This is a genomic window from Achromobacter sp. HZ01, assembly GCF_003267925.1.
Taxonomy (GTDB): Bacteria; Pseudomonadota; Gammaproteobacteria; order Burkholderiales; family Burkholderiaceae_B; genus Achromobacter; species Achromobacter pulmonis_A.
This window is the reverse complement of record NZ_LWKV01000005.1, coordinates 73,191-86,748: the sequence shown is the minus strand read 5'-3', so window position 1 is coordinate 86,748 and position 13,558 is coordinate 73,191. Positions and strand designations below refer to the sequence as shown.

The 13,558-nt window shown below is 66.0% G+C and carries 11 protein-coding genes; 4 read left to right on the top strand and 7 right to left on the bottom strand.

Going from position 1 to position 13,558, the window contains the following annotated elements; translation table 11 throughout:
- Positions 1–15 precede the first annotated feature (15 nt).
- The 5 genes from A6B37_RS23110 to metE form a co-directional block, all read right to left on the bottom strand.
- Entirely contained in the window at positions 16–714 is a 699-nt protein-coding gene (locus tag A6B37_RS23110; protein ID WP_102774749.1) for a TerC family protein, read from the bottom strand.
- Positions 715–964: 250 nt separating this feature from the next.
- Positions 965–1,846 (bottom strand): succinate--CoA ligase subunit alpha, encoded by an 882-nt coding sequence (gene sucD / locus A6B37_RS23105; RefSeq protein WP_111827023.1) that lies wholly within the window; start codon positions 1,844–1,846, stop codon positions 965–967.
- Positions 1,847–1,946: 100 nt separating this feature from the next.
- The gene (gene sucC, locus A6B37_RS23100; protein ID WP_102774751.1) at positions 1,947–3,107 is read right to left on the bottom strand and encodes an ADP-forming succinate--CoA ligase subunit beta; all 1,161 of its coding nucleotides are present in this window, start codon (positions 3,105–3,107) and stop codon (positions 1,947–1,949) included.
- Positions 3,108–3,117: 10 nt separating this feature from the next.
- Positions 3,118–3,720: a DUF2889 domain-containing protein gene (locus A6B37_RS23095; RefSeq protein WP_102774752.1), complete on the bottom strand. Its 603-nt coding sequence runs from the start codon at positions 3,718–3,720 to the stop codon at positions 3,118–3,120.
- 161 nt (positions 3,721–3,881) lie between these two features.
- A complete protein-coding gene (gene metE / locus A6B37_RS23090; RefSeq protein WP_111827022.1) occupies positions 3,882–6,179 on the bottom strand; it encodes a 5-methyltetrahydropteroyltriglutamate--homocysteine S-methyltransferase in 2,298 nt (765 codons plus the stop codon).
- A 140-nt stretch (positions 6,180–6,319) separates the two neighbouring features.
- Between metE and A6B37_RS23085 the strand changes: the two genes are divergently transcribed.
- The gene (locus tag A6B37_RS23085) at positions 6,320–7,237 is read left to right on the top strand and encodes a LysR family transcriptional regulator (RefSeq protein WP_111827021.1); all 918 of its coding nucleotides are present in this window, start codon (positions 6,320–6,322) and stop codon (positions 7,235–7,237) included.
- 9 nt (positions 7,238–7,246) lie between these two features.
- Here A6B37_RS23085 and recX read toward each other — a convergent pair whose 3' ends face one another.
- Together recX and recA are read right to left on the bottom strand one after the other, a co-directional pair.
- Entirely contained in the window at positions 7,247–7,864 is a 618-nt protein-coding gene (recX, locus tag A6B37_RS23080; RefSeq protein ID WP_168202304.1) for a recombination regulator RecX, read from the bottom strand.
- 81 nt (positions 7,865–7,945) lie between these two features.
- A complete protein-coding gene (recA, locus tag A6B37_RS23075) occupies positions 7,946–9,007 on the bottom strand; it encodes a recombinase RecA (RefSeq protein WP_102774756.1) in 1,062 nt (353 codons plus the stop codon).
- Positions 9,008–9,263: 256 nt separating this feature from the next.
- On the opposite strand from recA, the gene A6B37_RS23070 reads away from it, so the two are divergent.
- The 3 genes from A6B37_RS23070 (at position 9,264) to A6B37_RS23060 (ending at position 13,304) form a co-directional block, all read left to right on the top strand.
- The gene (locus tag A6B37_RS23070; protein WP_006393745.1) at positions 9,264–9,953 is read left to right on the top strand and encodes a response regulator transcription factor; all 690 of its coding nucleotides are present in this window, start codon (positions 9,264–9,266) and stop codon (positions 9,951–9,953) included.
- A gap of 115 nt (positions 9,954–10,068) precedes the next feature.
- Complete coding sequence (locus A6B37_RS23065; RefSeq protein ID WP_111827080.1) at positions 10,069–11,445, top strand: sensor histidine kinase; 1,377 nt, start codon at positions 10,069–10,071, stop codon at positions 11,443–11,445.
- A 182-nt stretch (positions 11,446–11,627) separates the two neighbouring features.
- A complete protein-coding gene (locus A6B37_RS23060) occupies positions 11,628–13,304 on the top strand; it encodes an MFS transporter (RefSeq protein WP_102774757.1) in 1,677 nt (558 codons plus the stop codon).
- Positions 13,305–13,558 lie beyond the last annotated feature (254 nt).

Genomic DNA, 13,558 nt, shown 5'->3' with positions numbered 1-13,558 from the left:
ATTATAATTCAGCTTTCAGTCAGCTTTCTGGCGCATCAGCAAAACTTTGCCGATCGCCAATACCAGCAGCGCGCCCAGCGCGCCGGTCATCAGCGCGAAGTTGTGCTGCGTCATGCCCAGCGCCGCGTCGATGCGCGCCACCGGTTCCTGCAGCGCCGGGTCGCCCACCAGCAGTTCGCCGGCGATGAAGCCCAACAGCGCCGCGCCCACCCAGACGATAACCGGGAAGCGCTCGATGACCTTGAGCAGCAGCGTGCTGCCGAAAATGACCAGCGGAATACTAATGGCCAGGCCCACGACCAGCAAGGTCGTATCGCCCATCGCGGCGGCGGCCACGGCCACCACGTTGTCCAGGCTCATGACCAGGTCGGCGATCATGATGGTGCGGATGGCGGTCAGCAGATTGCCGTGATTCTTGCCCGCGCCGTCTTCCTCGCCTTCCGGCAGCAGCAGCGTGACGCCGATATAGACCAGGAGCAGCGCGCCGATGAGCTTGAGCCAGGGCAGCAGCAGCAGCTTGGCCGCGACCAGCGTCAGCACGATACGCATGATGATCGCAGCGGCCGAGCCGATCACGATCGCTTTCTTTTGTTGGGTCGGCGGTAGCGAGCGCGCCGCCAGCGCAATGACCACGGCGTTGTCGCCGGATAGCAGTATGTTGACCCAAATGATCTGGAGCAATGCGATCCAGAATGCCGCTGAACTGAGTTCCATGCCTCTCTTTCCTAGGTGTGATCCCCCTAGGACGAACCAAATGAATGGGTGAATTTAAAGTTGAAACGTACTGACCGCCTGGTAGCGAGCTCGACGGCATTCTTGCTTGGTACGCGCTGGATTTTCTTTCATTATAGTTTCGTTCAGCTTTCCGTATGGTTGCCCGGCCGTGACGTGGACACGGGATTTCCCTAAGACCACGAAAAAAAAAGCGCCCCGAGGGGCGCTTTTTTGTGCGCAGCCGAAAGGCTTACAGCACCGACTTGAGCAGCTTGCCCATTTCGGAGGGGTTGCGCGTGGTGCGGATGCCGCAAGCTTCCATGACTTCCAGCTTGGCGTCGGCGGTGTCGGCACCGCCGGAGATCAGCGCGCCGGCGTGGCCCATGCGCTTTCCGGGAGGGGCGGTGACGCCGGCGATGAAGCCGACCACCGGCTTCTTCATGTTGTCCTTGGCCCACTGCGCGGCGTTGACTTCGTCCGGACCGCCGATTTCGCCGATCATGATGACGGCGTCGGTGTCGGGATCGTCATTGAACATCTTCAGCACGTCGACGTGCTTCAGGCCGTTGATCGGGTCGCCGCCGATGCCGACGGCGCTGGATTGACCCAGGCCCAGCTCGGTGACTTGCGCCACGGCTTCGTACGTCAGGGTGCCCGAGCGGCTGACGATGCCGATGCGGCCCTTGCGGTGGATGTGGCCCGGCATGATGCCGATCTTGATTTCGTCGGGGGTGATCAGGCCGGGGCAGTTCGGGCCCAGCAGCAGGGTCTTGCTGCCCTTGGCCTTCATGCGGTTCTTGACGTCCAGCATGTCGCGGACGGGAATGCCTTCGGTGATGCAGATGACCAGGTCCAGCTCGGCTTCGACGGCTTCCCAGATGGCCGCGGCGGCGCCAGCCGGCGGCACGTAGATGACGGAGACGGTCGCGCCGGTGTCAGCCTTGGCTTCCTTGACCGAAGCGAAGATGGGCACGCCTTCGAAGTCCTCGCCGGCCTTCTTGGGGTTCACGCCGGCCACGAAGGCGGCTTTGCCGTTGGCGTACTCACGGCACATGCGGGTGTGGAACTGGCCCGTCTTGCCCGTGATGCCCTGGGTGATGACCTTGGTGTCCTTGTTGATCAGAATCGACATTTGTGAATCCTTGGATTTTCTTTGTACCGCCGGGCCGCCCCAAGGTGCAGGACGCCCCCTTGGGGGGCAGCAAGCCGAAGGGCGCGGCGTGGGGGCATATTTACTTGACGGCGGCTACGACGCGGGTGGCGGCTTCAGCCATCGTGTCGGCGCTGATGATCGGCAGACCGGAGTCGGCCAGCATCTTCTTGCCGAGTTCTTCGTTGGTTCCCTTCATGCGGACGACCAGCGGAACGTTCAGGTTGACAGCCTTACATGCGGCGATCACGCCTTCGGCGATGACGTCGCAGCGCATGATGCCGCCGAAGATGTTGACCAGGATGGCCTTCACGCCCTTGTTCTTGAGCATGATCTTGAAGGCTTCGGTGACCTTCTCGGCGGTGGCGCCGCCGCCCACGTCCAGGAAGTTGGCCGGCTCGCCGCCGAACAGCTTGATGGTGTCCATGGTGGCCATGGCCAGGCCGGCGCCGTTGACCAGGCAGCCGATGTTGCCGTCGAGCTGGATGTAGGCCAGGTCGAACTTGCTGGCTTCGATTTCAGCGGGATCTTCTTCGTCCAGGTCGCGGTAGGCGACGATTTCCGGGTGGCGGAACAGGGCGTTGGAGTCGAAGTTGAACTTGGCGTCCAGGGCGATGATGTTGCCCTTGCTGTCGCGGTTCAGGGGGTTGATCTCGACCAGCGAGGCGTCGGTGTCCATGTAGCACTGGTACAGCTTCTGGAACACGTCCACGGCCTGGGCGGTGGAGTCGGCGGGCAGGCCGATCGCGTTGGCGATCTTGGTGGCCTGTTCGGCCGACAGGCCGGTCAGCGGATCGATGTATTCGGTGATGATCTTCTCGGGGGTGGAGTGGGCCACTTCCTCGATGTCCATGCCGCCTTCGCTGGAGGCGATGAAGGCGACCTTCTGGGTGGCGCGGTCGGTGACCAGCGACACGTAGTATTCCTTCTGGATGTCCGCGCCTTCTTCGATGTACAGGCGGCGGACCTTCTGGCCTTCCGGACCGGTCTGGTGCGTGACCAGCTGCATGCCCAGGATTTCGGAGGCCAGCTTGCGCACGTCCTCGATCGAGCGGGCCAGCTTCACGCCGCCGCCCTTGCCGCGGCCGCCCGCGTGAATTTGCGCCTTGACGACCCACACCGGTCCACCCAGCTTTTCAGCGGCAGCCACGGCCTCGTCGACGGAAAGAGCGGGGATCCCGCGCGGCACCGGGACGCCAAATTGCTTCAGCAGTTCCTTGCCTTGATACTCGTGGATTTTCATGTGTTACCTGTCAGGACGTATGAGTAAGAGAGGGTGAATCGGTAGCCGAATCGGCCGATGCCTCAGCGCTACCCCCGGTGTACCACTTGGGATAGTGCTCAGCCACGACCGGGCCGCCGGTGCTGAGCGCATGGCAGCCGTCCAGTTGGAATGGACGCCGGTTCGGGTTGTTTTCCTGCCGCCGGCGGTTGGCCATGGTCTGGACCGCCGCGGTGGGAAGCACCTGCGACAGCTCGGTCATGTGAGTACAGCCCTCCACGTGCCCGAACCGCTCCTTGACCTGTCGGCGAAACCCCTTGAGCAGGTTCATGCCGACCAGATCAGTGTAAGCCGGTTCGATGGCCATGCAATGCGCGCCGTAAGGCGCGGCGTCATAGACGGCCTGCGCGGCCACGATCTCGAAATTCGCGTCGATGGTGATGCGCAGGTGCATGTGGTGGATGGGCTGCCCGGCCTTGAACATCTCGCCGTCGCGCTTGGGGAAATCGTACGCCTTGACGTCGATCAGTTCGGCTTCCAGATCCCACAGACCGTCGTCGCGCGCGTACGACTGCACGCGTATGGAACGCGTGTGCAGGGGCTGGCGAGGGTAATCCGGCGGTGGCAAGGGCATGCTGGGGCCTGCGAGGCAAAAATGGCCTGCGCATGGTGCGCGGCAACAAAACCTTGAAAGTATAGCGCAGGCGGCTATGACTCCCCCAGAAACCAGCCGCCCGGCAGGGTTGCCCCCGCCGGGCGGTCCGACGCTCCCGAAAATAGGGGACGCTGGTGCGGTCAGGCCGCCTGGCGCAGCGCGCGCGCGGCCTGCACCATGCCGATGAGCGCGGCCTCGGTTTCGGGCCAGGCGCGCGTCTTCAGGCCGCAGTCCGGATTGACCCACAGGCGTTCCTTGGGCAGGCGCGCCGCGGCCTTCTCCATCAGGCCGACCATCCAGTCCACCTCGGGCACGTTGGGCGAATGGATGTCGTACACGCCTGGGCCGATGTCGTTCGGATAGCGGAAGTCCTCGAAGGCCTTGAGCAGCTCCATGTTGGAGCGCGAGGTCTCGATGGTGATGACGTCGGCGTCCATCGCCGCGATGGATTCGATGATGTCGTTGAACTCCGAATAGCACATGTGGGTGTGGATCTGGGTTTCGTCGCGCACGCCGGCGGTGGACAGGCGGAAGCAGTCCACCGCCCAGTCCAGGTAGGCCTGCCAGTCGGCGCGGCGCAGCGGCAGGCCTTCACGGATGGCGGGCTCGTCGATCTGGATCACGCTGATGCCGGCGGCCTCCAGGTCGACCACTTCGTCGCGCAGCGCCAGCGCCAGCTGGCGGCAGGTCTGCTCGCGCGGCTGGTCGTCGCGCACGAAGGACCATTGCAGGATGGTGACCGGGCCGGTCAGCATGCCCTTGACCGGCTTGTCGGTCAGCGACTGCGCGTACGACGACCAGCCCACGGTCATGGGCGCCGGGCGGGCCACGTCGCCGAAGATGATGGGCGGCTTGACGCAGCGCGAGCCGTAGCTTTGGACCCAGCCGTTCCTGGTGAACGCGAAGCCGGCCAGCAGTTCGCCGAAGTATTCCACCATGTCGTTGCGCTCGGGCTCGCCGTGCACCAGCACGTCCAGGCCCACTTTTTCCTGGAAGCGGATGACTTCCTCGATCTCCTTGCGGATGGCGTTCTCGTAGGCCGAGTCGGTCAGCGCGCCGGCCTTCCAGTCGCGCCGCAGGGCGCGGATTTCGGCGGTCTGCGGGAACGAGCCGATGGTCGTGGTCGGATAGGCCGGCAGGCCCAGTTGTTCCTGCTGGCGGGCGATGCGGCCGGCGAACGGCGCGCGCTCGCGCGACACCTCGGCGGCGGCGGCCATGCGCCGGGCGACCGCCGGGTTGTGGATGCGGGCCGAGGAGCGCCGCGCGGCCAGCGCGGCGCGCTGGCTGGCCAGGGCTTCCTGCACGGCCGCGACTTCGCCGCCGTCCAGCGCGCGGCCCAGCAGGCTCAGCTCGTCCAGTTTCTGGGCGGCGAAGGACAGCCAGCTCTTGAGTTCGGCGTCCAGTTCGGTTTCGTGCGCCAGGTCCACCGGCACGTGCAGCAGCGAGCACGACGGCGCCAGCCACAGGCGTTCGCCCAGCTGTTGCCTGACCGGCGCCAGCGCGGCGATGGCGGCGTCCAGGTCGGTGCGCCAGATGTTGCGGCCGTTGATGACGCCGGCCGACAGCACCTGGTCGCCGCGCAGGCCGGCGGCCACTTGCGCCAGCTGTTCGGGCGCGCGCACCAGGTCCACGTGCAGGCCGGCCACGGGCAGGCCCAGCGCGGTGGCGAGATTGTCTTTCAGGCCGTCGAAATAGGTGGCGGCGAGCAGCTTGACCGGGCTGGCCGACAGCGCCGCGTAGGCCGCGCCGAAAGCGTCGCGCCAGGCTTGCGGCAGGTCCAGCGCCAGGATGGGCTCGTCGATCTGCACCCATTGCACGCCCAGCCGGGCGAAGCGCGCCAGCACATCTTGGTAGACGGGCAGCAGCGCGGTCAGCAGCTGCAGCTTGCGCTCGTCGGCCGCGCCTTCGGCGTAGGCGTCGCCCTTGCCCAGGTACAGCCAGGTCAGCGGGCCCGGGATCACCGGCTTGACGGCATGGCCCAGCGCCTGAGCTTCCTGGATCTGCTCGAACAGCGATTCGCGGGCGATGCGGAAGGTCTGGCCGGGGACCAGTTCCGGCACGATGTAGTGGTAGTTGGTGTCGAACCACTTGGTCATTTCGCAGGCGGCGGCGGGCTTGCCCGACGGCGCGCGTCCGCGGCCCATGCGGAACAGCGTGTCCAGCGAAACCGGTTCACCGTCCTTCTGGCCGAAGCGCGCGGGCACGGCGCCCAGCAGCGCGGTCCATTCCAGGATCTGGTCGTACCAGGCGAAATCGCCCACGGGCAGGAAGGCCAGGCCGCTGTCGGCCTGCAGCTGCCAGTGGCGGGCGCGCAGCTCGCGGCCGGTCTGTTCGAGTTCGGCGGCGCTTTGCTTGCCCGCCCAATAGGCCTCGACGGCGCGTTTGAGTTCGCGCTGGGCGCCGATGCGGGGGAACCCCAGATTATGAATGATAGTCATGGCAATACCGTCGGATAACAAATTTTGTTCAAGTGACGGTTATTCTGAGGCCAAACCAATATGAGTCAAAATCAATCTCTACATTCATAACATGAGGAAATCTCATAGAATACGCGCTTGTTCCATTTGCCTGTATTCCCATGCTCGAAATCCGCCACCTGGAAACGCTGACGGCCATCCGCGAAGGCGGCAGCCTGCAAGAGGCCGCCGAACGCCTGCACCTGACCCAATCGGCCCTGTCGCACCAGTTGCGCGACCTCGAAACCCGGCTGGGCACGCCGCTGTTGAACCGCCGCACCCGGCCGGCCCGGCTGACCACGGCCGGGCTGCGGGTGCTGGCGCTGGCCGACGAGGTGCTGCCCCGCATCCGCGCCACCGAGCGCGAGCTGCAGCGGCTGGCGGCCGGCCGCAGCGGGCGGCTGCACCTGGCCATCGACTGCCATTCCTGCTTTCAGTGGCTGATGCCGGCGCTGGACGCGTTCCGCGTGCAGTGGCCGGACGTGGCGCTGGACCTGTCGGCCGCGTTTTCGTTCGCGCCGCTGCCCGCGCTGGTGCGCGGCGACCTCGACCTGGTCATCACCTCGGACCCGCAGCCGCTGGAAGCCGTGCAATACCTGCCGCTGTTCAAGTACGAGCTGGTGCTGGCGGTCTCGGACTCCAATCCGTTGTCGGGCAGCAAGTTCGTGCTGCCCGAGCAGCTGGCCGACCAGACCCTCATCACCTATCCGGTGGACCGGCAACGCCTGGACGTCTTCACGGCCTTTCTCGACCCGGCCGACGTGGAGCCCGCGGCCGTGCGCAAGGCGGAGCTGACGCCCATCATCGCGCAGCTGGTGGCCAGCAACCGCGGCGTGGCCGCCCTGCCCAACTGGGCGCTGACCGAATACATGAACCAGGGGTGGCTGCGCCTGTGCCGGCTGGGGCCGCAAGGCGTATGGCGCACGCTCTACGCCACGGTGCGCAGCGAGGACACGGACGCGTCGTACATCGATGAATTCCTGACCATCACGCGCGACGTGTGCTTCAGGACGCTGTCCGGGATCAAGTCGGCGAAATAGCCGGCCGGCTCAGTCCTCGTCGCCTTCGCCGAGGATGCGGCGGATCACGTCGTGCGCGAAGCCGCGGCTGGCCAGGAAACGCGCCTGCTTGGCGTAGGCCGCGCGGTCTTGCGGCCGGGCCTGGAAACGCTTTTTCCAGACTTCCAGCGCGCGCTCGTATTCGGTGGCGCGCAGCTGGTCGCGCAGTTCGGCGACCTGGTTGTCGTCCACCCCATGCTGGCGCAGTTCCTGGACGATGCGCGCCGTGCCCTGGCGCGCCGCGCGCCGGTGGACCAGGCCCTGCGCAAAGCGTTCGTTGGACAGCCAGCCTTCTTTTTCGAGGGAATCGAGCACGGCCTCGACCTCGGCCGGGTCCTCGGCATGGGCGGCCAGCTTGCGGGCCAGTTCGCCGCGCGCGTGCTCGCGCCGCGACAGATAGCCCACGGCGCGCATCTTCAGCGACGGCCCCTTGCGGGCGGCCGGCTTGGCGTCGTCTTCGGCATCCTGCGCCTGCTCCCGCCGGGCGTCCGAAGTCCGGCGCAGGCCCTCGTGCCTGGCGACGGTTTCGAATTCGTCATCGAGCCTGGCGCGTAGGCGGTCGGCTGAGGTGGGCGGCGGTTTCCAGCTCATGCGTTTCCTGCTTGCCATGAATGACGGCAGGCCCGTGCTGGCGCCTGCCGCGAGTCTGTGGGCCGGATCGGCGGCGGGCAGGACCCGCCGGCCGACGGCTTACTCGGCCGTGTCTTCGGCCGTGGGCACGAATTCGGCCGCGCGGCTCACGATGCCCTGGTTCTCGCGCACGCGGTTCTCGATCTCGATGGCCAGTTCCTTGTGCTCTTTCAGGTATTCGCGGACGTTGTCCTTGCCCTGGCCGATGCGGTTGCCGTTGTAGCTGTACCAGGCGCCGGACTTGTCCACCACGTTGGCGGCCACGCCCAGGTCGATGATTTCGCCCTCGCGCGAGATGCCCGCGCCGTACATGATGTCGAACTCGGCCTGCTTGAACGGCGGCGCGACCTTGTTCTTGACGACCTTGACGCGGGTTTCGTTGCCGACGACTTCGTCGCCCTTCTTGATCGAGCCGATGCGGCGGATGTCCAGGCGCACCGAGGAGTAGAACTTGAGCGCGTTGCCGCCGGTGGTGGTTTCGGGGTTGCCGAACATCACGCCGATCTTCATGCGGATCTGGTTGATGAAGATGACCATGCAGTTGGTCTTCTTGATGGTGGCGGTCAGCTTGCGCAGCGCCTGGCTCATCAAGCGCGCCTGCAGGCCAGGCAGCGAATCGCCCATTTCGCCTTCGATTTCGGCCTTGGGCACCAGGGCCGCCACCGAGTCGACGACGATGAGGTCGACCGAACCCGAGCGCACCAGCGCGTCGGTGATTTCCAGCGCCTGTTCGCCGGTGTCCGGCTGCGAGATCAGCAGGTCGGACAGGTTCACGCCCAGCTTGGCGGCGTACTGCACGTCGAGCGCGTGTTCGGCGTCGACGAAGGCGCAGGTGCCGCCGAGCTTCTGCATTTCAGCCACGACCTGCAGCGTCAGCGTGGTCTTGCCGGAGGATTCCGGACCGTAGATCTCGACCACGCGCCCGCGCGGCAGGCCGCCGACGCCCAGCGCGATGTCCAGCCCGAGCGAGCCCGTGGAAACCACCTGGATGTCGTGCGATACCTCGTTGTCGCCGTAGCGCATGATCGAGCCCTTGCCGAACTGCTTTTCGATCTGCGAAAGCGCGGCGGCAAGCGCCTTGGCCTTTTCCGAAGCGGCGGCCTTGGTGGTTTTGTCGTCCATGTAAAGTCCTGTCTGTAGTCCCGTCTGTGACGTGGTCTGTAACGTATGTTGTAGCGGGGTGATGCTGGTTCGGCGGGATTGCGGGTTTTGCCGCGGAGCTAGATTATGGCATCGGATTGTACTGTACAAAAAAACAGTGTGCCACTGTTTTGCACGTATACCCTGAGTGGCAAGCCGCAAGCCATATGCCAGAATCCCAGGCGAGCCCGGTGTTTCGTCCCCGCAGCGCCGGACCGTGTTTCTTCTACTGTAGCCCATGCGTATCCTGATCGCCGAAGACGACAGCATCCTGGCCGACGGCCTGTCCCGCTCGCTGCGCCACAATGGCTACGCCGTGGATGCCGTGCGCGACGGGCTGGCGGCCGATTCGGCGCTGGCGGCCCAGGCTTTCGACCTGCTCATCCTGGATCTCGGCCTGCCGCAGCTGGCCGGGCTGGAAGTGCTGCGCCGGCTGCGCGCCCGCAACTCCGCCCTGCCCGTGCTCATCCTGACCGCCGCCGACAGCATCGAGCAGCGCGTCAAGGGCCTGGACCTGGGCGCCGACGACTACATGGCCAAGCCCTTCGCGCTGTCCGAGCTCGAGGCCCGCGTGCGCGCGCTGACCCGCCGCGGCGCCGGCGGCGGCGCCACGCTGCTCAAGCACGGCCGGCTGGTGTTCGACCAGACCGGCCGCGTGGCCATGGTGGACGACCAGACGCTGGACCTGTCGGCGCGCGAAGTCAGCCTGCTCGAAATCCTGCTGACCCGCAGCGGCCGCATGGTCAGCAAGACCCAGCTCGTCGACCATCTCTGCGAATGGGGCGAAGAAGTCAGCACCAACGCCATCGAGGTCTATGTGCACCGCCTGCGCAAGAAGCTCGAGCCCAGCGGCGTGAAGATCGTGACCGTGCGCGGGCTGGGCTATTGTCTTGAGCGGGACCAGGGTGCGGCCTACCTCGCAAGCTGATCCCGCGCATCCGGAAGCGCTCAATCAGGAAGCACTGGATGTCATGCAGGCCGGGTCCAAGGGCCCGAGCTTCGCGCCGCCCCAGCGCTCGCTGCTGGGCGAGATCCTGGACTGGATGCTGGCGCCGCTCTTCCTGCTGTGGCCGATGAGCGTGGCGATCACCTACGTGGTGGCGCAGAACATCGCCAACGTGCCCTACGACCGCGCGCTGGCCAACAATCTCTACGTGCTGACCCGGCAGGTCCATGCGCAGGACGGGCGCGCCGTGCTGCGCATGTCGGACGCCGCGCGCGAAGTGCTGCACGCCGACGAGACCGAAAGCGTGTTCTGGCTGGCCCTGGGCAGCCGCGGCGAATACCTGGGCGGCGACCGCGCCCTGCCCCTGCCGTCCAGCGTGGGCCAGCCCCAGCCCGGCCAGGTGCAATACGAGGACGCCACCCTGCGCGGCTTCGGCATCCGGCTGGCGTTCACCTGGGTGGACCTGCATCTGCCGAATACGCAGCCGGCGCTGCTGATCGCCGCCGAGACCGTCGAAAAGCGCACCCAGCTGGCCAACGACATCATCAAGGGCGTGATCATTCCGCAGTTCGTGGTGCTGCCGGTGGCGGTGCTGCTGGTGTGGTTCGGGCTGTCGCGCGGCGTGGCCCCGCTGAACGCGCTGCAGCAGCGGCTGCGCGCGCGCCGGCCGGACGATCTTTCCCCCATCGACGAGCGCGCCGCGCCGTCCGAGATCGCGCCCCTGGTGGCGGCCATGAACGACCTGCTGGACCGGCTCTCGTCCAACGTGCAGGCGCAGCGCCGCTTCGTCGCCGACGCCGCGCACCAGTTGAAGACGCCGCTGGCCGGCCTGCGCACGCAGGCGGAACTGGCCCTGCGCGACGCCAGCCCGGAAGAAATGCAGTCCAGCCTGCGCCAGCTGGTGACCGGTTCGGAACGCGCCACCCGCCTGGTGAACCAGTTGCTGCTGCTGGCCCGCGCCGAGAATCCCAGCGCCATCGGCATGGCGCGCACCGACCTCAACGCCATCGCCTACGAGCAGGCCATGCACTGGGTGCCGCAGGCGCTGTCGCTCAGCACCGACCTGGGTTTCGAAGGCGCCGACGCGCCGGTCGAAATCAACGGCAATCCCCTGCTGCTGGCCGAGCTGCTCAACAACCTGGTGGACAACGCGCTGCGCTACACGCCGCGCGGCGGCCACATCACGGTGCGGGTGCGGTCGCTGCGCGGCCATGCCGTACTGGAGGTGGAGGACTCCGGCCCCGGCATCCCGCCCGAGGAACGCGAGCGCGTGTTCGACCGCTTCTACCGCGTGCTGGGCACCCTGTCCGACGGCAGCGGCCTGGGCCTGGCCATCGTGCGCGAGATCGCGCAGAAGCACCAGGCCAGCGTCGAGATCCATGACCATCCGACGGCGCATTCCTCCCTGCCCGGCATGCGCGTGCGCGTGATTTTCCCGTCCTATGACGACTCGCCGGAGCCGCTGGACAGCTAGGAATATCCCTAGCGCCCCCCACGGCAGAATCATTTTGTTTCAATTTTAAGATCCAAGTAAGGGTTCCGTCAGAACCCCGTCAGCCTCGCCCCCCAATGTTGCACATAGCTCTCGATGTCGGTGCCGCCGGCGGAGGGCAATGCACGGCGGACCACCGCCGGCAACAAAAACGAGGAGACATCATGAGCACAACAACCATGGCAGGCCGCGGCCCTTCCGCGGGTCCGCGCCCAATGACCAAGGACGAGCGCCGCGTCATCTTTGCGTCGTCGCTGGGCACGGTTTTCGAGTGGTACGACTTCTACCTGTACGGCTCGCTGGCGGCCATCATCGCGCAGCACTTCTTCTCCGGCGTGAACCCCACCGCGGGCTTCATCTTCGCGCTGCTGGCCTTCGCGGCGGGTTTCGCCGTGCGGCCTTTCGGCGCGCTGGTGTTCGGCCGCCTGGGCGACCTGGTCGGACGTAAGTACACCTTCCTGGTCACCATCGTGATCATGGGCCTGTCGACCTTCCTGGTCGGCGTGCTGCCCAGCTACGCCAGCATCGGCATCGCCGCCCCGGCCATCCTGATCGGCCTGCGCCTGCTGCAAGGCCTGGCGCTGGGCGGCGAGTACGGCGGCGCGGCGACCTATGTCGCCGAACACGCGCCGCACGGCCGCCGCGGTTTCTACACCTCGTGGATCCAGACCACCGCGACGCTGGGCCTGTTCCTGTCGCTGCTGGTCATCCTGGGCATCCGCACGTTCATGGGCGAAGACGATTTCAAGGCCTGGGGCTGGCGCATTCCGTTCCTGATCTCGGTGATCCTGCTGGGCATCTCGGTGTGGATCCGCCTGCAGCTCAACGAATCGCCGACCTTCAAGCGCATGAAGGAAGAAGGCAAGGGCTCAAAGGCGCCGATCGCCGAATCGTTCGGCCAATGGAAGAACCTGAAGGTCGTGATCCTGGCGCTGCTGGGCCTGACCGCCGGCCAGGCCGTGGTCTGGTACACCGGCCAGTTCTACGCCCTGTTCTTCCTGACGCAGACCCTGAAGATCGACGCCAACACGGCCAACATCATGATCGCGATCGCGCTGCTGATCGCCACGCCGTTCTTCGTGATCTTCGGCGCGCTGTCGGACAGGATCGGCCGCAAGCCCATCATCATGGCCGGCTGCCTGATCGCCGCCGTCACCTACTTCCCGATCTTCCAGGGCCTGACCCACTTCGCCAACCCCGCGCTGGAAAAGGCCCAGGCCTCGGCCCCGGTCACCGTGATCGCCGATCCGGCCACGTGCTCGTTCCAGTTCAACCCGGTGGGCACTTCGTCCTTCACCAGCTCGTGCGACGTGGTCAAGTCGTTCATGGCCCGCAACTCCGTGAACTACGAGAACCAGTCCGCGCCGGCCGGCTCGGTCGCCAAGGTCAAGATCGGCAATGACGAGTTTGCCTCGTTCGACGGCAAGTCCCTGCCGCCGGCCGAATTCAAGGCCAAGGTCGCCGAACTCGACAAGGCGCTGACCACCGCGATCCGCGACCACGGCTATCCGGCCAAGGCCGATCCCGCCCAGACCAACAAGGTCATGGTCGTGGTGCTGCTGACCATCCTGGTGATCTACGTGACCATGGTGTACGGCCCGATCGCCGCGATGCTGGTGGAGATGTTCCCGACCCGCATCCGCTACACCTCGATGAGCCTGCCCTACCACATCGGCAACGGCTGGTTCGGCGGCTTCCTGCCCCCGGTGGCCTTCGCGGTGGTCGCGGCGACCGGCAACATCTATGACGGCCTGTGGTACCCGATCATCATCGCCGTCATGACACTGGTCATCGGCACCCTGTTCATCCGCGAAACCAAGGATAACGACATCAACGCCTGAACCTTCCATCCCCCGCCGGACGGGACTGCTGCGCCCGCCCGGCCTTTAGAAGCTCCTCCTTAACAGGGAGCTTTTTTTTTGGCCGCAGATTCAGGACCATGTCAGACCCGCGCCATTAGACTGGGCGCTCAGATTACGGTCTTGCGCAAGATCGACCGACGATTGATCCCCCTGTCGGGCGATTGCAGGGCCAGTGTTCTGACACCGATGCCGCGTTCCCCGCGAGCCTTTTATGACGCGGCATCGTGTGCTCC